The 23843-nt window shown below is 69.9% G+C and carries 21 protein-coding genes and 1 riboswitch; of the genes, 12 read left to right on the plus strand and 9 right to left on the minus strand.

The features are described 5' to 3' along the window. Positions 1–116: 116 nt before the first annotated feature. On the minus strand, positions 117–1025 hold the full coding sequence (locus ACZ68L_RS25905; protein ID WP_469580813.1) for an SIS domain-containing protein: 909 nt from the start codon (positions 1023–1025) through the stop codon (positions 117–119). A gap of 264 nt (positions 1026–1289) precedes the next feature. Between ACZ68L_RS25905 and ACZ68L_RS25910 the strand changes: the two genes are divergently transcribed. From ACZ68L_RS25910 to otsB, 3 genes are all read left to right on the plus strand, one after another. Next, positions 1290–2585: an extracellular solute-binding protein gene (locus tag ACZ68L_RS25910; protein ID WP_469580816.1), complete on the plus strand. Its 1296-nt coding sequence runs from the start codon at positions 1290–1292 to the stop codon at positions 2583–2585. Between the two features lie 54 nt (positions 2586–2639). Beyond that, on the plus strand, positions 2640–2906 hold the full coding sequence (locus ACZ68L_RS25915) for a DUF3263 domain-containing protein (protein WP_469580818.1): 267 nt from the start codon (positions 2640–2642) through the stop codon (positions 2904–2906). 192 nt (positions 2907–3098) lie between these two features. After that, a complete protein-coding gene (otsB, locus tag ACZ68L_RS25920) occupies positions 3099–3977 on the plus strand; it encodes a trehalose-phosphatase (RefSeq protein WP_469580821.1) in 879 nt (292 codons plus the stop codon). Between the two features lie 4 nt (positions 3978–3981). Here otsB and ACZ68L_RS25925 read toward each other — a convergent pair whose 3' ends face one another. Beyond that, the gene (locus ACZ68L_RS25925) at positions 3982–5445 is read right to left on the minus strand and encodes an alpha,alpha-trehalose-phosphate synthase (UDP-forming) (protein ID WP_469580823.1); all 1464 of its coding nucleotides are present in this window, start codon (positions 5443–5445) and stop codon (positions 3982–3984) included. A gap of 54 nt (positions 5446–5499) precedes the next feature. After that, a complete protein-coding gene (locus ACZ68L_RS25930) occupies positions 5500–6444 on the minus strand; it encodes a glucosyl-3-phosphoglycerate synthase (protein ID WP_469580876.1) in 945 nt (314 codons plus the stop codon). 153 nt (positions 6445–6597) lie between these two features. Next, positions 6598–6724: riboswitch (SAM riboswitch) on the plus strand. Between the two features lie 17 nt (positions 6725–6741). Between ACZ68L_RS25930 and thrC the strand changes: the two genes are divergently transcribed. The 5 genes from thrC (at position 6742) to ACZ68L_RS25955 (ending at position 12436) form a co-directional block, all read left to right on the plus strand. Then, entirely contained in the window at positions 6742–8043 is a 1302-nt protein-coding gene (gene thrC / locus ACZ68L_RS25935) for a threonine synthase (RefSeq protein ID WP_469580826.1), read from the plus strand. Between the two features lie 29 nt (positions 8044–8072). Then, on the plus strand, positions 8073–8351 hold the full coding sequence (locus ACZ68L_RS25940; protein WP_072487929.1) for a MoaD/ThiS family protein: 279 nt from the start codon (positions 8073–8075) through the stop codon (positions 8349–8351). Positions 8352–8773: 422 nt separating this feature from the next. Next, on the plus strand, positions 8774–8980 hold the full coding sequence (locus tag ACZ68L_RS25945; RefSeq protein WP_003967346.1) for a cold-shock protein: 207 nt from the start codon (positions 8774–8776) through the stop codon (positions 8978–8980). Between the two features lie 387 nt (positions 8981–9367). Then, positions 9368–10990: a chaperonin GroEL gene (gene groL, locus ACZ68L_RS25950; RefSeq protein ID WP_469580829.1), complete on the plus strand. Its 1623-nt coding sequence runs from the start codon at positions 9368–9370 to the stop codon at positions 10988–10990. A gap of 390 nt (positions 10991–11380) precedes the next feature. Beyond that, positions 11381–12436, plus strand: a complete 1056-nt coding sequence (locus ACZ68L_RS25955; protein WP_469580832.1) for a DUF8189 domain-containing protein — start codon at positions 11381–11383, stop codon at positions 12434–12436. A gap of 141 nt (positions 12437–12577) precedes the next feature. On the opposite strand, the gene ACZ68L_RS25960 is transcribed toward ACZ68L_RS25955, so the two are convergent. Together ACZ68L_RS25960 and ACZ68L_RS25965 are read right to left on the minus strand one after the other, a co-directional pair. Continuing rightward, positions 12578–13819, minus strand: a complete 1242-nt coding sequence (locus ACZ68L_RS25960; protein WP_469580834.1) for an esterase/lipase family protein — start codon at positions 13817–13819, stop codon at positions 12578–12580. Between the two features lie 124 nt (positions 13820–13943). Next, positions 13944–14864, minus strand: coding sequence for a hypothetical protein (locus tag ACZ68L_RS25965; protein ID WP_469580837.1), 921 nt, complete (start codon positions 14862–14864; stop codon positions 13944–13946). A gap of 418 nt (positions 14865–15282) precedes the next feature. On the opposite strand from ACZ68L_RS25965, the gene ACZ68L_RS25970 reads away from it, so the two are divergent. After that, on the plus strand, positions 15283–15747 hold the full coding sequence (locus ACZ68L_RS25970; protein WP_469580840.1) for an RICIN domain-containing protein: 465 nt from the start codon (positions 15283–15285) through the stop codon (positions 15745–15747). 80 nt (positions 15748–15827) lie between these two features. On the opposite strand, the gene ACZ68L_RS25975 is transcribed toward ACZ68L_RS25970, so the two are convergent. Beyond that, a complete protein-coding gene (locus tag ACZ68L_RS25975) occupies positions 15828–16046 on the minus strand; it encodes a ferredoxin (RefSeq protein WP_469580842.1) in 219 nt (72 codons plus the stop codon). Positions 16047–16051: 5 nt separating this feature from the next. Next, the gene (locus ACZ68L_RS25980) at positions 16052–17242 is read right to left on the minus strand and encodes a cytochrome P450 (protein ID WP_469580844.1); all 1191 of its coding nucleotides are present in this window, start codon (positions 17240–17242) and stop codon (positions 16052–16054) included. A 111-nt stretch (positions 17243–17353) separates the two neighbouring features. Between ACZ68L_RS25980 and ACZ68L_RS25985 the strand changes: the two genes are divergently transcribed. Then, positions 17354–17938, plus strand: coding sequence for a TetR/AcrR family transcriptional regulator (locus tag ACZ68L_RS25985; RefSeq protein ID WP_469580846.1), 585 nt, complete (start codon positions 17354–17356; stop codon positions 17936–17938). A 17-nt stretch (positions 17939–17955) separates the two neighbouring features. Here ACZ68L_RS25985 and ACZ68L_RS25990 read toward each other — a convergent pair whose 3' ends face one another. Further along, positions 17956–19446 carry a carboxylesterase/lipase family protein gene (locus ACZ68L_RS25990; RefSeq protein ID WP_469580848.1) on the minus strand — a complete coding sequence of 497 codons (1491 nt, stop codon included), beginning with the start codon at positions 19444–19446 and terminating at the stop codon, positions 17956–17958. An 88-nt stretch (positions 19447–19534) separates the two neighbouring features. Between ACZ68L_RS25990 and ACZ68L_RS25995 the strand changes: the two genes are divergently transcribed. Beyond that, positions 19535–20158, plus strand: coding sequence for a TetR/AcrR family transcriptional regulator (locus ACZ68L_RS25995; RefSeq protein ID WP_469580851.1), 624 nt, complete (start codon positions 19535–19537; stop codon positions 20156–20158). A 187-nt stretch (positions 20159–20345) separates the two neighbouring features. On the opposite strand, the gene ACZ68L_RS26000 is transcribed toward ACZ68L_RS25995, so the two are convergent. Beyond that, positions 20346–21965 (minus strand): adenosine deaminase family protein, encoded by a 1620-nt coding sequence (locus ACZ68L_RS26000; protein ID WP_469580853.1) that lies wholly within the window; start codon positions 21963–21965, stop codon positions 20346–20348. Positions 21966–22180: 215 nt separating this feature from the next. Between ACZ68L_RS26000 and ACZ68L_RS26005 the strand changes: the two genes are divergently transcribed. After that, entirely contained in the window at positions 22181–23533 is a 1353-nt protein-coding gene (locus ACZ68L_RS26005; protein ID WP_469580855.1) for an erythromycin esterase family protein, read from the plus strand. Positions 23534–23843 lie beyond the last annotated feature (310 nt).

Genomic DNA, 23843 nt, shown 5'->3' on the forward strand with positions numbered 1-23843 from the left:
GTTTCGCCCGAGGAACCCCGATAGGTCTAGTCCACTAGTGCGGTTTGTTGCGCATCCATACAAAATCACCGCCGTGGTATCGCCGCTGCGGCGATACCACGGCCCGAGCGGCGGACTCAGGACGAAAGGATCACGCTGCGCGAGAGGTTGCGCGGGCGGTCCGGGTCGTACCCCTTCGACTCCGCGAGCGCCACCGCCAGCCGCTGCGCCCGGATCAGATCGGCCATCGGGTCCGCGGTGGCGTGCGCGACCAGTGTGCCGCCCACCCGTGCCACCTCGCCGGCGAGCCCCTCCGGCAGCGGACCGAACACCCACGCCACCCGCTGGGGTCCGGTGATCGAGATCGGGCCGTGGCGGTACTCCATGGCCGGGTACGACTCCGTCCAGGCGCCCGCCGCCTCGCGCATCTTCAGCCCGGCCTCCTGCGCCAGACCGTACGTCCAGCCGCGCCCCAGGAACGTCCACTGCTCGGCCGAGACCACCGCCTCGTCCAGCGGTTCCGTCACCGCGAGTTCCGCGTCGACCGCCGCGGCGGCCACCGTCTTCACCCCGGCCGGAAGCGGACCCGACGCCTCCAGGCCGGCCCGCAGAAAGGCCAGCGCGGTGGTGGCGAACCGGGTCTGGACGACCGACTCCTCGTCCGCCCAGTCCAGTACGGCCACCGTGTCGGCGGCCTCCATCACCGGCGTCCGCGGGTCGGCGGTCAGCGCGACGGTGGTGACCTTGCCGCGCAGTTCGGCGAGGAGCTCCAGCACCTCGGTCGTCGTGCCGGAGCGGGTGATCGCCACGACCCGGTCGTACGGCCGCCCGGCCGGGAACTCCGACGAGGGGTACGCGTCCGTCTCGCCCTGCCCCGCCGCCTCGCGCAGCGCCGCGTACGCGATGGCCATGAACCAGGAGGTGCCGCACCCGGTGACGGCGACCCGCTCGCCCGGACGCGGCAGTCCGTCGAACACCGCCCCCGCCTCCGCGGCACGCCGCCAACAGCCGGGCTGGGTGGCAATTTCCGATGCGGTACGCGACATGCTCGACGGCTCCTTGTGGCGTGGAACGGTGACGGTGCGGGCGGTGCGGTGCAGCGAGGGAGCGAAGGTCTGGACCACGAAGAGCCTTGCGCCGCAACCTACTTAGCAGTCGGCGCAGGTCAAGGGCAATGCCCCCGCGCGGCAACAGGGCCCGGATCCGGCTGCGTTGCGAAAGCGATATGACTCTGGTGTAGACCTTCGGTGATCGTTCGGGGGAGGATCACAGCTCATCCGGAGGCCCCCACGAGGACGTGGCCGGCGCGGATGACACCGAGGACGAGGACGGACTGGGCTGTGCAGCGGCGCTACTTGGGACTGACCGCGGCTGGGGCCGCACTGGCATTGACGACGACGTTGTCGGGATGCGGCGGCAGCGGCGACTCGGGGGACGTCACCCTCAGGCTCGTCGCGGCCGACTACGGCAACAGCGCGGCCAACAGTTCCAAGAAGTACTGGGCCGCACTCGTGAAGGGCTTCGAGGCGTCCCACCCCGGCATCAAGGTCGAGGTCAGCGTCTATTCGTGGAAGGACATCGACCGCGAGGTCGCCGGGATGGTGAAGAGGGGGGATGCCCCCGACATCGCCCAGATCGGCGCGTATGCCGACTACGCCAAGGCGGGCAAGCTCTACCGGGCCGACGAGATGCTGAACATCACCGCCCAGGCCAACTTCCTGCCGCGGCTGGCCGACGCGGGCAGCGTGGACCGCACCCAGTACGGGCTGCCGTTCGTCGCCAGCACCCGGCTGCTCTTCTACAACAAGAAGCTCTTCGCCCGGGCGGGCCTGGCCGCCCCGCGGACCTGGGACGACATACGCGACGACGCGACGGTGCTCAAGCAGCGCGGCGTGACGTACCCGTTCGCGCTGCCGCTCGGTCCTGAGGAGTCCCAGGCCGAGACCATGATGTGGCTGCTGAGCGGGGGCGGCGGCTACATCGACGACATGGGCTCGTACGAGATCGACTCGGCCGAGAACGTCAGGACCTTCGACTGGCTGAAGACGAACCTGGTCGACAAGGGCCTTGTCGGCCCCGTGGCCCCCGGCAAACTCGACCGGGGCAAGGCGTTCGCCGCGTTCACGAGCGGCGAGGTCGGCATGCTGAACGGTCATCCGACCCTGATGAAGGAGGCCGAGAAGAAGGGCGTCTCCGTCGGCATGGTGCCGCTGCCCGGTGTCGGCGGCCCCACCAAGGGCTCGATGGGCGTCGCCGACTGGATCATGGGCTTCAAGCAGCGCGGCCACCGGGTGCAGCTGGGCAAGTTCTTCGACTATCTGTTCACCGACAAGAACGTCATCGACTTCGCCGACGAGTACGGCCTGCTGCCGGTCACCGACAGCGCCTCCGCGGCGATGGAGTCCGATCCCCGGTACAAGCCGCTGCGGAAGTTCCTGGCCGCGCTGCCGAACGCGGAGTTCTACCCGTACGGCAAGACGTCCTGGGCCCGTGCCAACGAGTCGATCAAGGAGAACATCGGTAGGGCGGTCGAGCCGAACGGGAGCCCCGAGAGCGCGCTGGGGCGGATCGCGCGGGAGTCGGCGGCGGCGGAGCACACGGGGTGACGACCGGGTGACGACCGGGTGGCGACCCTCCGGCCGGGCGATAGGTTGGCTGATATGACCGCGCCCACGAACGGCCCCGACGACACGAACGGCCCCGCCGGACTCTCCGACCGGGACCGCGCCGTGCTCGCCGTCGAGCGGCAGTCGTGGGCCGGAGCCGGAGCGAAGGACCGCGCGATCCGCGAGCGGCTCGGCATCTCGCCCACGCGCTACTACCAGCTGCTGAACGCCCTGCTCGACGACCGCCGCGCGCTGGAGGAGGACCCGGTGACGGTGAACCGCCTGCGCCGGGTCCGCGACGCGCGGCGGGGGCGCCGCTGAGGGGTGTTCCCGGGGGCGCTGCCCCCGGTGTCCCCGCTCCTCGATCGCCGGAGAGGCTTGTTCTTGCCGGGTGCGGCGTGAGTTCCGGCTCGGAAAGGGTGGGGTCTCCTCTGCTCGAACGAAGTCGAGAGCGTGGGGATGGGCAGGGGAACAGGCCCGCCGGCCGCCCGCATCCCGCTATAGGCTCCCCCCATGGGCAGCAACCCGCACGCACCCGCGCCGAGCGAAACCCCGTCCGAGCTCCCCACCCCCACCACCCCACCCGGCCGTGAGGCCCTCGCCGCGATCCTCGCGCGTCCGGACCGGGCCGTCGTCGCGCTCGATTTCGACGGAACCCTCGCCGACATCGTCCCGGACCCGGACCAGGCCCGCGCCCATCCCCGCGCCGTCGACGCGCTCGCCGCGCTCGCCCCGAAGGTGGCCTCCATCGCCGTGATCACCGGCCGCCCGGCCGGCGTCGCGGTCCGGTACGGCGGCTTCGCCGGAGTGCCGGGGCTGGACCATCTCGTCGTCCTCGGCCACTACGGCGCCGAACGCTGGGACGCCGTCTCCGGCACCGTCCACGCCCCCGCCCCGCACCCCGGCGTGGCCGCGGTCCGCGCCGAACTCCCCGGCGTGCTCGACAGGTTCGACTCCTGGCACGGCACCTGGACGGAGGAGAAGGGCCAGGCCCTCGCCGTCCACACCCGCCGCGCCGCCGACCCGCAGGGCGCGTTCGAGGCCCTGCGCGCCCCCCTCGGCGAACTCGCCGCCCGGCACGGGCTGATCGTCGAACCGGGCCGTCTGGTCCTGGAGTTGCGCCCGCCGGGCATGGACAAGGGAGTGGCGCTCACCCAGTACGTACGGGAGATGGACGCCGAGTCCGTCCTGTACGCGGGCGACGACCTGGGCGACCTCGCCGCGTACGCCGCCGTGGAGAAGCTCCGCACCGAGGGCCCCGACGGCGTTCCGGGCCTGCTGGTCTGCAGCGGCAGCGCGGAGGTGCCCGACCTGGCCGAGCGCGCCGACCTGCTGCTGAACGGCCCGGGAGGCGTCGTCGACTTCCTGGCGGCGCTGGCCGCACGGATCTGACGGCTCACTCCCGCCGCAGTGCGTCCAGCTGGTCCAGGAACCACTGCTGCGGGGGCAGGGCCACCGCGGCCGCGGCCAGCCGTTCCGTGCGCGCGGCCCGTTCGTCGTCGGCCATCGTCAGCGCCTCGTGCAGCGCCGCCGCCGTCGCGGACACGTCGTACGGGTTCACCACGACCGCGTCGCTGCCCAGCTCCTCGTACGCCCCCGCCTCCCGCGACAGCACCAGCGCGCAGCCGTGGTCGGAGACGACCGGGACCTCCTTGGCGACCAGGTTCATGCCGTCGCGGATCGGGTTGACGAGCGCCACGTCGGCCAGCCGGTACGCGGCGAGCGAGCGGGCGAAGTCGTCCTTGACGTGGAGCACGACCGGGGTCCAGCCCGCGGTGCCGTACACGGCGTTGATCTCGTCGGCGACCCGCTGCACCTCGGCCGTGTAGTCGCGGTAGACCGCCAGGTCCTGCCGCGAGGGGTAGGCGAAGGCGACGTGGACGACGCGCTCACGCCATTCGGGCCGCTCTTCGAGGAGCGCGCGGTAGGCGAACAGGCCGCGCACGATGTTCTTGGACAGTTCTGTTCGGTCCACTCGTACGATCGTCCTCCGCCCGGGGCCGACCTGCTCCCGCAGCGCCGCCATCCGCTCGTCCACATCCGCCTCGTGCGCGCGCCGGCGCAGGAAGTCCGCGTCCGCGCCCAGCCCGTGCACCCCGACCCTGGTCCGGCCGGTGCCGCCCAGGATCTCCGTACAGCAGCCGATGAACGCGTCCGCCCAGCGCCGGGTCAGGAAGGCCGCCCGGTCCGCGCCCAGGATGCCGTGCAGCAACTGCTCGGCGATGTCGTCGGGGAGCAGGCGGAAGTAGTCGACGGGCGCCCACGGGGTGTGCGAGAAGTGGCCGATCCGCAGGTCGGGGCGGAGCTCGCGGAGCATGCCGGGCACCAGCGCCAGGTGGTAGTCCTGCACCAGCACGGCCGCGCCCCGGCCCGCCTCCTCGGCGAGCGCTTCGGCGAAGGCCCGGTTGTAGGTCTCGAACGATGCCCACTGACGCCGGAACTCCGCGTCGAAGACCGGCTCCAGCGGGGTCTGGTAGAGCATGTGGTGGACGAACCAGAGCACCGAGTTCGCGATGCCGTTGTACGCGTCCGTGTACACGGTGGCGTCGATGTCGAGCATGCGGACGCCCTGCTCACCGACCCCGCGCCGGACCGCCTCCCGGTCCCCGTCACCGAGCGCGGCGCACACCCACAGCTTGTCCTTCACGGCGCTCAGCCCGGACACGAGCCCGCCGCCGCCCCGCTTCGCCTCCAGCGATCCGTCCGTGCCCAGGGTGTACGACACCGGGCCGCGGTTGGACGCGACGAGAACCTGCTCGGAGGGCTCGGCGGGCGGCTGGACCGAAGGCGCGGCGGAAGGCTCGACAGGGAGCCGGGCGGAGGGCCGGGCGGCGGACTGGGCTTCGTGCTCGGAGACCATGTTGCGGAATCTAGCCCGATCGCGAACCGCCCAAACGTGCGAAGTCAGGCAACGTCAGGCCGCGCGGCGCGAAACGTACTCCTCGATCTCGCGCATCGGCGGGCGCTCCTCGGTGTCCACCGGATGGGTGTGCGGTACGAAGCCGTCCTCGCCGCGCTCGAACTGGGTGAGCGAAGGCCGCACCAGGTGGCCGCGAGACAGCCGGAGCTGGGCGGTCCGGTAGATCGCCGCCGCCATCCGGCCGAGCGCCTGCCCGTCCTGGTGGCGGTGTTTACGGACCCCCACGTCCACCTGGGCCAGCGCGTCCAGACCCACCGTGTGCAGCGCGTCGACCAGGAGGCCCAGTTCCACTCCGTAACCGACGGGGAAGGGCAGCTGTTCGAGGAGTGAGCGGCGCGCCGCGTACTCGCCGCCCAGCGGCTGGACGAAGCCGGCCAGCTGCGGCCAGTGCAGATTGAGCAGCGGACGGGCCACCAGCTCGGTGACCCGGCCGCCCTGCCCCGCCGTGTCGCCGAGCGGGCGGTCGTACATCGCCTTGACGAACCGCACGTCCGGATCGGTCAGCAGCGGGCCGACGATGCCGGAGACGAAGTCGGCCGAGAATTCCTTCAGGTCTGCGTCGACGAAACAGACGATGTCACCGCCGGTCACCAGGAGCGACCGCCACAGCACCTCGCCCTTGCCGGGCACGGCCGGTATCCGCGGGAGTATGTCGTCCCGGTGCACCACTCGCGCACCGGCCTCCCGGGCCACCTTCGCCGTGGCGTCCGTGGAACCGGAATCGATCACCACGAGTTCGTCGACCAGCCGGACCTTCTCCATCAGCTCGCGCCGGATGGTCGCGACGATCTCGCCGACCGTCGCTTCCTCGTTCAGCGCGGGCAGTACGACACTCACGCTCCCGCGGCCCGGCTCCTTGGCGGCGAGGAGCCGGTCCAGCGGGCGGTCGGCGGCCGACCAGGAACGCCTGGCCAGCCAGCTTTCGACCTCTTCCAGCACGGTCGATACTCCCTGTATGTGATCCATCTCGCGGTTCGGACGACTATCTCAACTGTCCGGTGCTTCGGTTACAGTCTTGAACAACGCGGACGGCCGTCGCATGTCGGGGTCGGTCCGCCAATAAATGCCTGGATCGGAGATCCAGTGCCACAGCGCTCATCCAGAGGGACTGAGGGAACGGCCCGTTGAAGTCCCGGCAACCCTCCCGCCGGCCGCGAGGTCAGGTGGGGAAGGTGCCAATTCCGTCTCGTGGCGAAACGCGCCGCGAGGAAGATGAGGAGAAAGGGCCTCGCCTCCATGGCTGCGCAGACCGTTGCAGTAAGCACCAATTCTTCCACCGGCGCCGTCGACCTCGGCCCCGCCACTGCGCTTTCCTGCCGCGAATGCGGCGAGCGTTTCGAACTCGGCCCCCTTTTCGCCTGCGCGTCCTGTTTCGGGCCGCTCGAAGTGGCGTACGACCTGCCGAGCGGCTCCCCGGACGAGCTGAAGAAGCGCATCGAGGCCGGACCCGACAACATCTGGCGGTACGCGCCGCTGCTGCCGGTTCCCGCGAATGTCGCGGACAAGCCCAACATCAACCCCGGCTTCACCAAGCTGGTCAAGGCCGACAACCTCGCCCGTGAGCTGGGTGTCACCGGCGGTCTGTACGTCAAGGACGACTCCGGCAACCCGACGCACTCCTTCAAGGACCGCGTCGTCGCCATCGCCGTCGAGGCCGCCCGCGCCTTCGGTTTCACCACCCTCTCCTGCTCCTCCACCGGCAACCTCGCCGGTGCGGTGGGCGCCGCCGCCGCCCGCGCCGGCTTCCGTTCCTGCGTGTTCATCCCGCACGACCTGGAGCAGGGCAAGGTCGTCATGGCCGCGGTGTACGGCGGTGAGCTGGTCGGCATCGAGGGCAACTACGACGACGTCAACCGCTTCTGCTCGGAGCTCATCGGCGACCCGCTCGGCGAGGGCTGGGGCTTCGTCAACGTCAACCTGCGCCCGTACTACGGCGAGGGCTCCAAGACCCTGGCGTACGAGATCTGCGAGCAGCTCGGCTGGCGGCTGCCCGACCAGATCGTCATTCCGATCGCGTCCGGCTCGCAGCTCACGAAGATCGACAAGGGTCTTCAGGAGCTGATCAAGCTGGGCCTGGTCGAGGACAAGCCGTACAAGATCTTCGGCGCCCAGGCCGAGGGCTGCTCCCCGGTCTCCACCGCCTTCAAGGCAGGTCACGACGTCGTGCGGCCCCAGAAGCCGAACACCATCGCCAAGTCCCTGGCGATCGGCAACCCGGCCGACGGCCCGTACGTCCTGGACATCGCCCGCCGCACCGGCGGCGCGGTCGAGGACGTCGACGACGAGCAGGTCGTCGACGCGATCAAGCTGCTGGCGCGCACCGAGGGCATCTTCGCGGAGACGGCCGGCGGGGTGACGGTCGGCGTGACGAAGAAGCTGATCGAGGCCGGTCTGCTCGACCCGGCGCTGACCACCGTCGTCCTCAACACGGGCGACGGCCTCAAGACCCTGGACGCGGTGGCCGCCACCTCGCAGGCGACCGCGACGATCCGGCCGAGCCTGGACGCGTTCCGCGCCGCCGGCCTCGCCACCAGCTGACCACCCGAGACCGAAGGAAGGCACCCACCATGAGCGTCAAGGTCCGTATCCCCACCATCCTCCGCACCTACACGGGCGGCCAGGCCGAGGTCCCGGCCGAGGGCTCGACCCTCTCCCAGGTCATCGAGTCCCTGGAGCAGAACCACCCGGGCATCGCCGCCCGCGTCCTGGACGACCAGGGCAAGCTGCGCCGCTTCGTGAACGTGTACGTCAACGACGACGACGTGCGCTTCGAGGGCGGTCTGGAGACGGCGACGCCGGACGGCGCCGGAATCTCGATCATCCCGGCCGTCGCGGGCGGCTGCTGACCCTGCGTCCGACTGCACAGCGTTATCGGAATTGCCCCCTCTGCGAGAGAAGCGGAGGGGGCAATTCTGCATGGTTGAGCGCGGTACAGTGTGGGAAGTCCCCCGAGCTGCCCGTGCCGCCCGCATATGAGAATGCGCCGGGTCGCGACAAGATGCAGCCAAAGTGCTCGATCTCCTTGCGCCATAAGTCACTTTTGCCCGGCCCGACTTGCCCGGGAATCCCATGAATTCCACATATTCGGGCGTTCGGTGCTGCCCAGAATTCTCGTCCGATTGACCTGTTGCAGAGGGCAGTTGGGCAGATACATTCGGCCGCGGTCGACGCGTTCCGGCGCACGCACCCTCTCCTGTCGGAGGGTGAGTTCTGACCCGGGTCCGCGAAGTGCGGTCCTGCGCAAGGGCCAGTAATAGGGGAGTTAGGCATGGCTCAGGGCACCGTCAAGTGGTTCAACGCGGAGAAGGGGTACGGCTTCATCGCGGTCGACGGTGGTGCGGATGTTTTCGTCCACTACAGCGCGATCCAGATGGACGGGTACCGCACCCTTGAAGAGGGTCAGCGAGTTGAGTTCGAGATCTCGCAGGGCCAGAAGGGGCCGCAGGCGGACATGGTCAAGCTCGCCGTCGGCTGAGCTCGACGCGGTCGGCCAACGACACCGCTCACGCACGGAGGGCTCGTACCCCAGGGGTACGGGCCCTTCGCGCGTCCGCGTCCGGCCCCTTCGCGCGTCGGTGTCCGGGCCTTCTGCGCGTCCGCGTCCGGCCCCTCCGCGCGTCGGTGTCCGGGCCCTCCGTGCGGGGTCGTCGTTGTCCACATTCCGAGGGGGACGCTTGCACTCTCGGGGGTCGAGTGCTAATCATTGGCGTTAGCACTCTCCAGGTGAGAGTGACAGAACTTGGACCGGGCCGGTGAGGCCCGCAGGTCCGGTGGGGCAAGGAACCACCGGTCACGCAGGCCGTCCGTCGCGGGCGCCACTCGGTCCGGAGAAATCCACCCCTGTCCGGGAGGACCACTTCACATGGCCAAGATCATCGCGTTCGACGAGGAGGCCCGGCGCGGTCTCGAGCGCGGCATGAACCAGCTCGCCGACGCCGTCAAGGTCACCCTTGGCCCCAAGGGTCGCAACGTCGTCCTTGAGAAGAAGTGGGGCGCCCCCACGATCACCAACGATGGTGTTTCCATCGCCAAGGAGATCGAGCTGGAGGACCCGTACGAGAAGATCGGTGCGGAGCTGGTCAAGGAGGTCGCCAAGAAGACGGACGACGTCGCCGGCGACGGTACGACCACCGCCACCGTTCTCGCCCAGGCTCTCGTCCGCGAGGGCCTTCGCAACGTCGCCGCGGGTGCCAACCCGATGGCCCTCAAGCGGGGTATCGAGAAGGCCGTCGAGGCCGTCTCCGCCGCCCTCCTGGAGCAGGCCAAGGACGTGGAGACCAAGGAGCAGATCGCTTCGACCGCCTCCATCTCCGCCGCCGACACCCAGATCGGCGAGCTCATCGCCGAGGCCATGGACAAGGTCGGCAAGGAAGGCGTCATCACCGTCGAGGAGTCCCAGACCTTCGGTCTGGAGCTGGAGCTCACCGAGGGTATGCGCTTCGACAAGGGCTACATCTCGGCGTACTTCGCCACCGACATGGAGCGCATGGAGTCGTCCCTCGACGACCCGTACATCCTGATCGTCAACTCCAAGGTCAGCAACGTGAAGGACCTCCTTCCGCTGCTGGAGAAGGTCATGCAGTCCGGCAAGCCGCTGCTGATCATCGCCGAGGACGTCGAGGGCGAGGCCCTGTCGACCCTGGTCGTCAACAAGATCCGTGGCACCTTCAAGTCCGTCGCCGTCAAGGCCCCGGGCTTCGGTGACCGCCGCAAGGCCATGCTCGGCGACATCGCCATCCTCACCGGTGGCACCGTCATCTCCGAGGAGGTCGGCCTCAAGCTGGAGAACGCCGGTCTCGACCTGCTCGGCCGCGCCCGCAAGGTCGTCATCACCAAGGACGAGACCACGATCGTCGACGGTGCCGGTGACAGCGACCAGGTCCAGGGTCGCGTCAACCAGATCCGCGCCGAGATCGAGAACTCCGACTCGGACTACGACCGCGAGAAGCTCCAGGAGCGCCTCGCGAAGCTGGCCGGCGGCGTGGCCGTCATCAAGGCCGGTGCCGCGACCGAGGTCGAGCTCAAGGAGCGCAAGCACCGCATCGAGGACGCGGTGCGCAACGCCAAGGCCGCCGTCGAGGAGGGCATCGTCGCCGGTGGTGGCGTGGCTCTGCTCCAGGCCTCGGCCGTCTTCGAGAAGCTGGAGCTCTCGGGTGACGAGGCGACCGGCGCCAACGCCGTCAAGCTGGCGCTGGAGGCCCCGCTGAAGCAGATCGCCGTCAACGGTGGTCTTGAGGGCGGCGTCGTCGTCGAGAAGGTGCGCAACCTGGCCGTCGGCCACGGTCTGAACGCCGCGACCGGCGAGTACGTCGACATGATCGCCGAGGGCATTCTCGACCCGGCGAAGGTCACGCGCTCCGCCCTGCAGAACGCCGCGTCCATCGCCGCGCTGTTCCTCACCACCGAGGCCGTCATCGCCGACAAGCCGGAGAAGGCCGGCGCGGCCGCTCCGGGCGGCATGCCGGGCGGTGACATGGACTTCTGATCCTGACGGATCGGTAGTTCCCGCACAGCTTTGCCGTATCGGCCCCCAGGGATTCGTCCCTGGGGGCCGATGTCGTTCCCCGGGCGCCGGGCCGCACGTGCGGTGCCCGCGGGCCGGGGGAGCGATCACTCGGGTGAGCGACGCGGAATCGGTCAACTGGAATGGCGACAGCCCTAGTTCGCCGTGCCTGCCGTCGACGGCCAATACCGGCAAACCCGAATTCAAGCCGTTTCTTCCTATGAGTCGCATTGAATACGACACGGGGTGTGAGTCATCGTTTTTGCGGGTTAGTAGGTATCGGACAGCTGGCCTGAGCTCCGGTACACGCACTGTCCGGACGGTCTGCTCGGGCCGTCCTTCTCCCGCACCGCACACACCGAGAGGTGACTCATGCCTGTCTCCACCACGCCCGGAACCCAGTGGGCCGACTCGTACACGAACCTGAACGGCCAGCTCTACAGCGAGCCGGTGCCGTTCCGGCACGCCGACGGCCGCATCGGCTGGGTGCATTTCACGCACGACGGCTCGCTGTGGTTCAAGGAAGAGCTGCGCAGCGGCGGTATCGGCGGCTGGACGAAGATCGAGAACACTTCGGGCGGCAAGGAGTTCCCCGTCACGGTGACCGGCGGCGACGGCCGCGTGCGCATCTATTACTACACGGACGACGGCAGTCTGTACGGGGTCAACCAGACGGTCATCAACGGCAGCACGTACAGTCGCCCCTTCAAGATCGGCGACGGCTGCGCCCGCTATCCCGCCGCCTGCCTGTCCGCGGACGGCAGGACCAACATCTTCTACAACAACGCGAGCGGCGAGGTCTTCCACGTCCGCCACGCCTCGGGCGTCTCCGGCAACTACACCACACCCGTCAAGATCGGCGGCAGCGTCGAACTCAACCTCCGCGGCCTCGGTGCGGCCCTCGACGGCTCGGGCCGTATCGTCCTCGGAGCCAAGGGCAAGCAGAACAGCCTGTACGTGCTCCAGCAGCAGTACGCCGACTCCGGCGTGTGGACCACCGACCAGGAACGGGCCACCAACGTCGTCTCGGGCATCACCGCCGTCGGTGACGCCGCCGACCGGGTCTTCCTCTTCTACCGGTCCAACGACAACCACAGCGTCTACTTCGTCGCCCAGGACGCCACGTACATCGGCCTGCGCGCGCCGCGGAGCATCGGCGGACAGGTCAAGGGCGACGTGCATGCCGCCCTGGCGCAGGACAACCGCATCAACGTCGTCACCCACGGCTACAACGAAGACGCCCTGTGGGTGTCCGTGCAGAGCACCCAGCTCAGCCTCGCCTTCGACGGATTCGTCACCCTGGGCGGCGTCATCGGCAACACGTACCCGAGCCCGCGCGTCGGCCGTGGCGCGTCCAACCTCCTGCACGTCTCCCTCGTCGGCGGCGACAACCGGTCGCAGTTCAACAAGGCCCAGGGATGGACGTGACCGCTCCCTGAGGGCCTGCGCGCGAGGGCCCGGCGGCCGGGGCAGTACGTGGCCGCCGGGCCCTCGCCGTGCTGCGGGTGTCACGCGCCCACGGTGCCCGCCGGAGCACCGTGAACGCGTGACACCCGCCCCGCCGAAGCCCTACGGGAGCTGTTCGAGGAGCCAGGTGCAGAGTTCCTCCGTCACGAGGGTGTGCCCCTCGTTCCGGGACGCGAGCTTGTACGCGTCCAGCCCGCCCTCTCCGTCGGGGAGTTCCGAGATGTTCGTGTACAGCTCCTCGTCCGTGTCCAGACCGCGGACATCGACGGCGCTGACGGCCGGGACGAAGCAGTGCGAGCGAATCAGTACGTCGGTCTTGAAGCCGAGGAGGGGATTGAGGGCGTTGAAGGCGTCGGCGAGGATGCCGAAGCCTTCCAGCGAGCCGCCGGGCGCGCCGTCGATCCGGGGCAGTCCGGACGTACGCACCTCGTTGGTCTTCAGCGTCACCACCCGCATCTTCGCGACGAGTTCGCCGTCGCCCGGGGCCTGGGTGTAGAGCTTGGTGCCCGTGACCGAGAGACCCTTGCCTTCCAGGGCCAGTTCGCCGGCCTGCACGTCGGTGCCGGTGCCGTCGGCCACGCCGTTGGCGACACCGATCAGCCGCGGCCGTTGCGGCCATTCTCCGACGGCCGCCATCTCCGCGAGGAACGCGGCGCGCTCGTCGCTCTGGTCCGGCGTTCCGTCCCACTTCTCGATGTGCCGCCACAGCAGCTGGCGCGCGGCCGGGCTGTTGATCTGGTCGGAGAACCTGCTGTCGAGATCCTTGATGTAGTGCCCGAACGCCTGGAGCGCGAGGGGAATCCAGGCGCCGCGGTGCGGGCTGTCGTACGAGAAGTACAGCGCGGTCTGGTGGTCGACGCCCTGGCGCTCCAGTTTGGCCAGAGCGTGCCGGGTGACCAGCCCGCCCATGCTGAATCCGCCGACGGCCAGCGGGGCGTCGCCCAGCCGCTCCGCGATGGCGCGGTGGATCGCGGCCTGCGCGGTCTTGGAGTTGTCCAGAATCGACGCACTGCGCTCGTGGAAGCCGAGCAGGATCACGTCGTGTCCCCGGCGGCGCAGTTCGCTGATGAGCGCGTAGTCGCCGAACTCCATGATCTCCCAGGAGAAGTCCAGGCTGCTCGGGCCGGTGTTGAATCCGTCGGCGAAGATCACGGGCCGTACGAGGCCCCGGTTCCCCTCGCCGTAGTAGACCCAGGCGGTACCGCCCGGCAGGTCCCACACGGTGCTGGGTGGCAGGGGGAGGGCGCCGTGCTTCTCGGCGTCCAGGCGGGGGCCGGGGGCCAGGGTGATGGCGGGCTTGCTGTGAAGCTCCGAGACGATCTGCTCGTGGGTCGGTTCGGACATGGTTCGTTCCCCTTTAGGTCGATTCGTTACGCAGTGTGCCAAGAGGAACACGCAAAGTAGCGACTCGGAAGGGGGAGTGGATCAAACCACTCGCAGGTGGGAGCAGGATTCGGACACTTAGGGATCACGGCAGGCGGGGGCGGGGCGAGCGGCCGATCCGCTCGGAGCGTGGCGTCATCGCCGCCCGGACCTCGCCCATGCGGCCGCGTACACCGGTGGCCGGGACCGTTCCGGCCGGTCCTGCGGGGACGTCGACGGGGTTGCCCCGGCACGGTCCGCACCGGCCGCCGATCAGGACCTCCACGCTGCCGGGCGCGCGGCATTCGGAGCATTCGAGAGTGCGCAACACCGTCCGGTGTGGTGCCGGAGCGACCCGTTCGGGTGGCATCTTGTCGGTCAGTCGTCTGCGGACGAGGGCCGCCGCGTGGTGGACGGGGGCGGGGAGGCCGTCGGTGAGGGCGTGGAGCAGTTCCGCTTCCGTGGCGCCGCGCTCGAACCAGTCGGTGACCTGTGGTTCCAGTGCCGCGCAGTCCGCCGCGGAGAGGGTGAGGGCGGGGGTGGTGCGGCCCAGCGCGGCCAGCAGTACGAACGCGCGGGAGCGGGTGGGGTGTTGATGCCGCTGTCGCTGCTCCGGCGGTGCGTCGCCCCGGCTGAACGCCGCCCACCAGTCGTCGTCCCGCGCGGTGCGGGAGAAGAACGTGCGGGTCACCCAGAGCAGGACCTCGTCAGTGGCGACGCACTCGCTGCCGCGCCGCAGATGACCGGCGTCCTGGAGCCGGTTGAGGGCGGTTCGCAGTGCGCACTGACCGTACGGAAGGATCTTGGCCAGCGTCTTGACGGAGATGTCGGCGCCCTCGGGAAGCCGGTCGATGTACGCCGCGATGGATGCCTCGCGGGGCGGCAGGTGCGCGAAATCGTGCTCGGTGGGCGCGTGTTGTGCGGGGGCGGAGCGCTTGCCGTAACCCGGATTGGCCATCGGGTGCGGGAGCGTGGGCAGGGATGCGTGCGGTGCGCACGGGGCGGCACTAAGCTGGTCGGCAGCCATGAGGTCGAGGTCCGATCGATCGAAGTGGCCAGACCCCTGTTCGGTGTTCCCGCACCGGCAGGGGTCGTTTGCTGTTCGGAACGCTAGAGCGTCGCCACCATCCGTGGCAAGCCGGTCACGAGAAGTCAACTGATCGGGCAGGGAGGGTGGGTGGGAAGTGGCCCACCTCCCGTTCCTCGGAAAGAGCGCTCGGACTTCGCGGCTTGAGCTCCGGGAGGAATCCCGTCCTCGCCGGGGGCGCGAGAGAGGTACGAGTGCGCCGTGCGTGATGCGTGCGCGCCGCTGCCGTTGGAGTGGAAAGTCGGGCCGGAGGTCTGCCGGACGCGCGAACGGCCGCACATCTTTGTGATCTTGGGGACTCCGGGCCGCCGCCGACGCGGCCTGTCTTTCCGTAGTTCTCTCTCGTACGAGGAGTCCCGTGCGTATTCGTTCGATTCTTTCTCTCGCCGTGGCCGCCGTCGCGGTGACGGCGCTGGCCACCCCCGCCCAGGCCGCCGACGACGGCTCCTACCTCATCCGTGACGTGCGCAGCGGTCTGTGTCTCGCGGGCGGCGAAGGTCCGCTGGGCGGCCACGTCGAGCCCTGCAACCCCGGCACCGTGTGGGAGATCCGCAACCAGGCCGACGGCCTGGCCCAGATCGTCGAGGTGAACCGGGAGAACCGCTGCCTGGCGCTCTCGCCGCTCCGGATCTTCCCGCCGGCCGTGTGGGTGGACCAGTGCGGAAGGCAGCCCGACCAGTGGTCGATCCAGGGCGCACCCGATGAAGGGCCGGTCAACATCGCTCTCGGCCGGGGTGAGTTCGGCTCCCTGACGGCGGAGGGCCAGCGCGTGGTCCTCCTTCCCAGCGGTGGGCCGCGGTGGGTCCTGGAGCGGCTCGGCTAGCACCGACCCGTTCGACTGATCACACAGCCGCCCCGTGCCGGATCGTTCTTCCCGGCACGGGGCGGTTGCGCGGCCGGGGCTCAGTCGCGGCGGGGGCCGATGACCGACTTCCCGTCGTGCACGGTGATCGCCTGGGCCGGGCAGATGTCCGCCGCGTCCAGGACCCGCTCGTCCGGCTCGATGCCGTCCGCCCGCACCCGGGCGTGCTCGCCGTCCAGCGCGAACACCTCGGGGACGGCCCCGGCGCACATGCCCGACGCCTGGCAGAGCTGTGGATCGACGCGTACGTTCCAGGTCATGGCGGTCACCACCCGACCGGCATGACGCGCGGGCCGCGTACCAGCATCTCGGACTTCCAGGTCACATCGCCCGCCAACCGGAGCCCCGGGAAACGGGTGATGAGCGCGATCAGTGCCTCCTGGAGTTCCAGCCGGGCCAGCGGGGCACCCAGGCAGTGGTGGACCCCGTGGCCGAAGCCGAGGTGCTGGTTGCCCTCACGGGCGATGTCGAGCACGCCCGGGGCGGTGAACCGCAGCGCGTCGCGGTTGGCGGCGCCGGTGGCGACCAGGACCGGGCTGCCCGCCCGGACGAGGGTGCCGCCGACCTCGACGTCCTCGGTGGCATAGCGGGGCTGACCGGCACCGCTGCCCAGCGGCACGAAGCGCAGCAGCTCCTCCACCGCGTTCGGGACGAGCTCGGGCTCGGCCCTGAGCCTGGCCAGCTGGTCCGGGTGGTCCAGCAGGGTCAGGACGAAGTTGGGGATCTGGGACGCGGTGGTCTCGTGGCCCGCCACCAGGATGCCCACGCACAGATCGACGAGTTCGAGCTCGGAGAGCCGGTCGCCGCCGTCGCGGGCCTCGATGAGTGCCGTCATCAGGTCGTCCTGCGGGGACCGGCGGTGCTGCGCGATCAGCTCGCCCATGTAGGCGCGCAGTTCTTCTCGGCTGGCGTCGAACTCCTCGGCCGTGAGGGACGTGGTCGACAGTGCCGCGTCGCTCCATACGCGAAAGAGCGGACGGTCCTTGGTGGGCACGCCCAGCATCCGGCAGATCACCGCGACGGGCAGCGGCAGCGCGTAGAGGTCGACCAGGTCCGCGGGCGGTCCGGCCGCCTCCAGGTCGTCGAGGAGGCTCGCGGTCAGCTCCTTGACCTGGGGCCGCAGCTTCTCGATCTGGCGGACCGTGAAGGCCTTGGCGACCAGGGAACGCAGCCGGGTGTGGTCGGGCGGATCCATGCTGAGGATGCCGCTGTCGCGCCGCCCCTCGGACTGCCGGGGCTCGTCGTGCGCGATGCCCTCGGCGCGGCTGAAGCGCTGGTCGCCCAGGACGAACCGGGCATCGGCATAGCGGGTGACGAGCCAGGCCGGTTCGCCGTACTCCATCTGGACCCGTAACAGGCCCGGCTGGTCGCGTACGCGCTCGTACTCGTCCGCGAGCCGGAGCCCGTCGGCGGTGTTGAAGGGGTAGGCAAGGGGCGCGATGTCTGCTTTCGTCACTACGGCCTCCGATATGTAAGCAGCTGCTTACAAAGGTAGGAGCGGCACCTCTCGCGGTCAACGACCCTTTAAGGCCGTTATCCTGACGGGCCGCCCGAGAGGAAATCGCTCATGGATTCCGCCCCCGCACCCTCGTCCGGAGAGCGCCGCCGGGACGCCGCGGCCACGCGCCGCCGGCTGCTGGAGGCGGCCCGCGACCTGTTCGCGGAACGGGGATACGAAGGGACGACCGTCCGGAGCATCGCGGAACGGGCCGGTGCCAATCAGGCGCTGCTGTTCCGGTATTTCGGGTCCAAGCAGGGACTGCTCGCGCAGGTGATCGCACAGGGCGGACTGGAGCAGCTGCGGGCGACGCAGCCCGAGGAGCTCTTCGAGACGGCCCTGCGCTCGATGCTGACCCGCAGCGCGGACGGGACGGGGAACCGGTCCCTTGAGGTCTATCTGCGCTCCATAGGCAGGGGCGACGAGGCGGCCGGAACCTTGCGGGAACTGGGCGAGGAATACCAGGGCGCGCTGGCCGGGCTCTCCGGCACCGGGGACGGCGCCCTGCGTGCGGATCTCGCCATGGCCTGGCTGCTCGGCATCGGCCTGATGCGGACGGTCGTGCACCGCGAACCCCTGGCCGGCGCCGACCCGGACGACGTCTGCCGCCTCGTGCTCGGCACGCTCGCCCACCTCTGGTCGGCGCCGGAGTAGCGGTTGCGCGACACGCTTCAGGTGAGATCGAACGGAGCCGGGGCGTGGCCCTCCCAGATCCGGCGGGAGGCCTGTTCGGGGTAGGGCAGGGTCTTCGATTCCGCGTCCAGGACGCGGGTGAGGGCCCGGTCGGGCCGGAAGGCGGCCCATCCGGGCTCACCTGTGGTGGCGAAACGGACCCACGCCTGCTGGAGTTCCCGCGACACAGCGAGGACCTCGGGGGTGGGAGGGTCGCCGACGAGTCCCCGGACGGAGGGGCTGTCCAGCGTGCCGAACGCCAGGGGGACATCGAGGCTGTGGCACGCGCCCAGGACTCCTCCGAGGGCCGGAGAGGCCAGTCGCAGCTCGAACAGGAACGAGGTGCCGCCCGCCGCGGTGTTCGCCTCGGCCAACCGCAGTGAAGGCATCCGGAAGAGCGCGTCGGAGTACACCGATTCCAGCAGTTGCTCCGGGGTGGCTCGCGGATGGGCGGCGCGGTAGGCGTCGGCGCCCTCCGGACCCGGGGCGAACAGGGTCAGGGCGGTACGGGAGTCCTGCTCGGTGAACCGGCCCAGCCGTCCGCTCATGACGCTGAACAGCCGGAATTCGTCGCGTGTGTGGCCGACGAGGAGTTCGACTCCGTTCGCGCGGCCACCGGCCAGTGCGGGCCACGGTGTTTCGGAGAGGACGTCCCCGTCGACGACGGGGCATACGGCGACACCCAGCCGGGACAGCCGTCCCCAGGCCTCGTGGCGGTCGGGGAGCTCGGCGCCGAGCGCGGAGACGCCCTCGGCCAGGCGCTGGGGTTCCACAGCGGAGAGGGCCGCGGCGGTGGGCGCCGTGCCGAGCCGGTCCGCGAGCGCGGCGGTGACCTGTTCCGCCAGTGCGCGGGTGCAGTGGTTGCCCGGCACCGAGTGGGCGATGGCCCGTCGGAACAGGCCGCGCACCGGCTTCATCGTCAGCAGGGCGGCGATCGATCCCGCCCCGGCGGACTGTCCGGCCACGGTGACCCGGTCGGGGTCTCCCCCGAAGGCGGCGATGTTCCGCCGCACCCAGTGCAGGGCCGCGATCTGGTCGAGGAACCCGCGGTTGGGCGGGGCGCCTTCGATGAGGGCGAAACCCTCGGCGCCCACACGGTAGTTGATGCTCACCACGACGAGCCCCGCCCCGGTCAGCGCCGCCGGGTCGTACATCGGGTCACCGGAGGTCCCCGCGATGTAGGCGCCTCCGTGGATCCACACCAGTACGGGCAGCCCCGCCGCGCCCGGATCGGGAGTGCTGACATTGAGTGTCAGCCAGTCCGTGCCCTCCGTCGAATTCGCGCGGACCGGGCCGGACTGCGGAGCCGCGGGGCCGAACTCCACCGCCTGCCTCGTCCCCTCCCAGGGCCGCGGCGGGGCGGGGGCGGCGAAGCGCAGCGGGCCCACCGGCGGCTGGGCGTAGGGGATGCCGCGGAACACGGCGTGCCCCCGCTGTCGGCGGCCTTCCACCACACCGTCCGCGGTGCGCACCCTCGGCTGTTCAGGCATGTCGCTTCCTTCCTCGGTGGACCTCCAGGTTTATCAGTCAGCTGTATTATGTCAACCGTATTGGAAAGAGAACACGGAGAAGCCGACGATGCCGAAACAGGTGGACCACCAGGAACGCCGCGAAGTGATCGCCCGAGCGCTGTGGCGGGTGGTGGAGCAACGCGGCGCCGTGCATCTGACCATGCGCGAGGTCGCCCAGGAGGCGGGCATCTCGCTCGGGCAGCTGCAGCACTACTTCGCCTCCCGCGAGGCGATGCTCTCCTTCGCCATGGACTTCGCGTCCGAGCAGACCGCGCTGCGCGTCGGCCGGGGCCTCCAGGGACTCGGTGACCCGCCACACCCCCGCGACGTCTTGCGCGTGATGCTCCTGGAGATGCTCCCCCTGCACGCCGACGCCCGCGCGACGAGCCGGATGAGCGCCGCCTACGTCCTGGAGGCGCTGCACGACGAGAACATTCACGCGCGGGCGCGCGACGGATTGATCCAGGGACGCGACCTCGTCGAACAGCTGGTCCGCCAGGCGATCACCGATGGGTACATCCACCCCGACCGCGACCCGGTGGCCGAGACCGATCTGCTCCTCGCGCTCACCGGTTTCACCACCCTCATCGAACTGGGTGTGATCGAGCCCCGGGGCGTGCTCACCGCTGTCGATCAGTACCTGGACAGGCTGTTCACCGGAAACGGAAACGGAAACGGAAACGGGACCTGAGGCCGAGACGCGGGAGGGGGCGTGAGAGGGGGACCCGAGGGGGCGTGAGAGGGGAACCCGAGAGGGCGTGAGAGGGGACGCGGCCGATGGTGAGCGTGCGCGTCCCGACGCGGCATGAACCTCGTCGTGGAGCCGCGTCCGGGCCCGGGGCTCAAGTCCCCGGGCCCGGAGGTGTGTGCGGACGGGGTCAGCGGTGACGGCGCTCGAAGGCGGCGAAGGCCGTCTCCTGACGCCACTGCGTGGCCGCCTTCGGGTTGTCGGCGAGGTAGCGGGCACAGCGCGCGCTCGGGCGGTCGGCGCCGAGCCGGTCGTTGCGGCAGGCGGAAACCGGCTGATAGGCCGAGGGGGTGGAGTTGGTGGCCCACAGGCTCCGGCCGCTACGGAACGCGTACTCCAGCGAGGCGCGGGCCAGGTCCTTCAGTTCGGTGTAGCGCAGGCCGTACGTCTTGGCGGCGTACTGGTACTCATGGCTGATGTCGATCCGCGAGACCCCCGGGTCGTCGGTGGCCAGGACCACCGGGACGCCGTAGTGGCGGTACGCGTTGAACGGGTGGTCGGCGCCCGCGATGCCGAGGATCTGCTTGTTGCTGGAGAACGGCACCTCGACCGCCACCTTGCGCCGCGCCATCGTCCGGGCCAGCTGCCGCCAGTCGTCCTCGTGGACGAGGTCCACGCCGTGTCCGATGCGTTCGGCCCCGGCGACGAGTACGGCCTCGCGGATGTGGAACGTCAGGTCCTCGGGCTTGACCAGGCCGGGGGCCAGCTCACCGGCGTGCAGGGTGAGGTGGGAACCCGGGTACTGGCCGTGCAGGTACTTCAGCATCCGCATCTGGAGGCTGTAGTTGGCCAGCGCGCTCTCCCCGTCCTCGGGCTGCACGAGGTTGACCGCGACGAACCTCGGGTCGCGTTCGGCGAGTCGCATGCCGACCGCGATCTGTGTGAACACCCGTGCCGGGGAACTGCCCCGGGACACCTGGGAGATCCACCTGACGGGCAGTCGGCAGCCCGGGTCGGGGCGGCGGGTGTCGCAGTGCGCGGCCACCCGGAACTGGGCGTTGGCGTCATTGGCCTCCTTGACCGCGTCGTCCACGACCCGGTCGAGCTGCCCGCCGGCCAGGAGCTTGCGGTGGAAGGCGGCGAAGTCGGGGTCGTAACCCACCGAGTCGGCCAGCTTCTTGGCGCTGTCCGACGCGGGGGTGACCATGGTCTCCAGATAGAACTGGTTCTGCTCCACCACAGTGTCGGCCACATCGGCGAGCAGCTTGCCCCGGTCCCAGGTCGCCAGGCCGAACTTGCCGAAGGTGTCGAAGAAGTGGTCGTGCCCGGACTGGTTGGACGGGAAGTCCTGCATGGACCAGGCCCGGACGATCTGCCGGCGGAAGGCGGCATCGGTCCGCGCGTCGGCGGCGGGCCTCGTGCCCGGCCCGCACGGCGGCGCGACAGCCGTCATCGTCGCGTCGATGCAGAGCCCCTTCTCGCCCGCGAGCTTGATCAGGAACTCGGTCCTCGCCGCGCCCGACAGGTGGTTGTGGAGGTCGCCCCCCTTCGGCAGCGCCTTGAAGAAGGCCTTCAGCCTCTCGGGCCTGTTCCGCAACGAGTCGAGGTACGCGCCGGTCCTGCCCTCGGCCCGGGTCACCGCGCGGGGCGACGCGTACGCGGCGGGCCGCGCCGAGGGGTCCTTCACGGGTGCGGAGGCGGGTGCGGCCGTGGCCGGGATCGCCGGGAGCAGAGCGAGTACGGCGAGTGCGCCGAGCCCGGCCGGGAGCAGGGACTTGGGACGGTGGACCGTCCGGTTCGATGAGATCACCGCCGAATGATTGCGCCCGGCGAGTGCGTTTCTCACCCAAACCGCGTCTATCGCCGGAAACCTCCACCCGATCGAGTGGGTGAGCGGGCGCTGCCCTCCGACTCTTGCGGGGGGTATCCCCCTGGAAGAGTCGGAGGCCTCTCCCAGCGCGCGGCAGTGGAATCGCAGGCAATGATCCTTCTCAAGTTGTCATACGTAAGTTGAGAGGTAGCAGCATGGCTAGGCACCGGAAGCGGATCAGTCGGCGGGTACTGCTGGCGACGGCGGTGGTCGCGACGGGAGCGGTCCTCGCCCCTGTGGCGGTCCAGGCGGCCTCGGCCGACACGGCCGGGAGGGGGCAGAACCCGGTCCGCGCACTGGAGCAGGCGGCCCACCCGCTGCGCTCGACCGAGCCCGGGGGGAACACGGCCGACCTGCGAGCCCTGGGCTCGATGATCGGCGACGCCAAGGTGGTCGGCCTCGGCGAGGCCACCCACGGCTCCCACGAGTTCTTCACCATGAAGGAGCGGGTCTTCCGCCACCTAGTCGAGAAGAAGGGCTTTACCACCTTCGCCCTGGAGCTGAGCTGGTCCGCGGGACTCCGGATCGACGACTACCTCCAGACCGGCAAGGGCGACGCTCGCGAGATCGCCAAGGAGACGCTCACCAACTCACCCTGGGATCGCAAGGAGTTCGTCAGTCTCATCGAGTGGATGCGGGACTACAACCGCCACCACCCCGACCGCACCGTCCACTTCATGGGCGACGACATCGGCGCCCCCGCACTGAGCGACGAGTTCTTCGGCCGGGTGACCGGCTACGTGCAGAAGAACCATCCGGAGGCGCTGCCGCGGCTCAACGAGCTCTACACCGGCCTGCGCCCGATCGACGACGTCTTCGCCTACCTGGGCAAGCCGCTCGCGGAACGGCAGCAGCTCGCCGTCAAGGCACAGCAGGCCCTGGAGCTGGTCAGCGGTCTGAAGGGCTCCGGCGGTGAAGCGTTCGACTGGGCCGAGCAGAACGCCCGGTCCGTCGCCCAGACCGCCAAGTTCCTCACCCTGAACCCCGACGACCCGGAGTCGAACGCCGCCTCCCAGCGCTTCCGCGACGAGGTGATGGCCCAGAACGTCTCCTGGTGGCAGCAGCGCACCGGCCAGAAGGTGCTGCTGTCCGCGCACAACGACCATGTCGCCTACGTCTCCAGCGATCCCGAGACGTACTCCAAGACGCAGGGGTCGTTCCTGCGCGACACGATGGGCAGGAACTACCTCCCCATCGGTTTCACCTTCAACCAGGGCTCTTTCCTGTCGAAGGACGCCGCGCTGGGCGGCGAGTGGAAGAAATTCACCGTTCCGGCCGCCGAGCCGGACCGGAACGAGGCCACCCTCGACCAGGTCCGCCACCAGGACTTCTACCTCGACATCCGCACCGCTCCGGCCGCCGCGCGCGACTGGCTGAACATCGCCCGGCCCACGCTCAACGTCGGCACGCTGTTCCCCGAGGAGCCGCGCGACACCGCGCTCGCCAAGGCCTACGACGTCCTCATCCACCTCCACGAGGTCAGGGAGGCCGACAAGCTGAAGCCGTGACGGTCTGGTTCCGGCTTCGGCGCGAGCTGTCCGACACCACCCGACCTGCGGAGAGGCCGGCTGCGAGGCCGGCCTCTCCGCCGCGCGCCCACCCCGGCCTCGGACGACATCCGACGTCACCACCAACGACGCTGGCCGAACGGGTGACGGCGGAGACGCTCAGAACTCCAAGATCGTCCCGTGGCCGGTTTCTGGCGCACCTGGGTCGCGCCCCAGGAGTCCCGTGAGTTCAGGGGAACTGAAGGTTTCTCGGCGGGAACCCGAGGGGTGGGTGTCCTGTTCCCGGGTGCGGCCTCTTGGGTTCGTTGTG

This window comes from Streptomyces sp. NPDC104309 (genome assembly GCF_055584025.1).

What these genes read in the sequence shown, in the direction of transcription:
- ACZ68L_RS25905 (WP_469580813.1), bottom strand. Translation starts at nt 1,025, where the DNA reads ATGTCGCGTACCGCATCGGAAATTGCCACCCAGCCCGGCTGTTGGCGG.
- ACZ68L_RS25910 (WP_469580816.1), top strand. Translation starts at nt 1,290, where the DNA reads ATGACACCGAGGACGAGGACGGACTGGGCTGTGCAGCGGCGCTACTTG.
- ACZ68L_RS25915 (WP_469580818.1), top strand. Translation starts at nt 2,640, where the DNA reads ATGACCGCGCCCACGAACGGCCCCGACGACACGAACGGCCCCGCCGGA.
- otsB (WP_469580821.1), top strand. Translation starts at nt 3,099, where the DNA reads ATGGGCAGCAACCCGCACGCACCCGCGCCGAGCGAAACCCCGTCCGAG.
- ACZ68L_RS25925 (WP_469580823.1), bottom strand. Translation starts at nt 5,445, where the DNA reads ATGGTCTCCGAGCACGAAGCCCAGTCCGCCGCCCGGCCCTCCGCCCGG.
- thrC (WP_469580826.1), top strand. Translation starts at nt 6,742, where the DNA reads ATGGCTGCGCAGACCGTTGCAGTAAGCACCAATTCTTCCACCGGCGCC.
- ACZ68L_RS25940 (WP_072487929.1), top strand. Translation starts at nt 8,073, where the DNA reads ATGAGCGTCAAGGTCCGTATCCCCACCATCCTCCGCACCTACACGGGC.
- ACZ68L_RS25945 (WP_003967346.1), top strand. Translation starts at nt 8,774, where the DNA reads ATGGCTCAGGGCACCGTCAAGTGGTTCAACGCGGAGAAGGGGTACGGC.
- groL (WP_469580829.1), top strand. Translation starts at nt 9,368, where the DNA reads ATGGCCAAGATCATCGCGTTCGACGAGGAGGCCCGGCGCGGTCTCGAG.
- ACZ68L_RS25955 (WP_469580832.1), top strand. Translation starts at nt 11,381, where the DNA reads ATGCCTGTCTCCACCACGCCCGGAACCCAGTGGGCCGACTCGTACACG.
- ACZ68L_RS25960 (WP_469580834.1), bottom strand. Translation starts at nt 13,819, where the DNA reads ATGTCCGAACCGACCCACGAGCAGATCGTCTCGGAGCTTCACAGCAAG.
- ACZ68L_RS25965 (WP_469580837.1), bottom strand. Translation starts at nt 14,864, where the DNA reads ATGGCTGCCGACCAGCTTAGTGCCGCCCCGTGCGCACCGCACGCATCC.
- ACZ68L_RS25975 (WP_469580842.1), bottom strand. Translation starts at nt 16,046, where the DNA reads ATGACCTGGAACGTACGCGTCGATCCACAGCTCTGCCAGGCGTCGGGC.
- ACZ68L_RS25985 (WP_469580846.1), top strand. Translation starts at nt 17,354, where the DNA reads ATGGATTCCGCCCCCGCACCCTCGTCCGGAGAGCGCCGCCGGGACGCC.
- ACZ68L_RS25990 (WP_469580848.1), bottom strand. Translation starts at nt 19,446, where the DNA reads ATGCCTGAACAGCCGAGGGTGCGCACCGCGGACGGTGTGGTGGAAGGC.
- ACZ68L_RS25995 (WP_469580851.1), top strand. Translation starts at nt 19,535, where the DNA reads ATGCCGAAACAGGTGGACCACCAGGAACGCCGCGAAGTGATCGCCCGA.
- ACZ68L_RS26005 (WP_469580855.1), top strand. Translation starts at nt 22,181, where the DNA reads ATGGCTAGGCACCGGAAGCGGATCAGTCGGCGGGTACTGCTGGCGACG.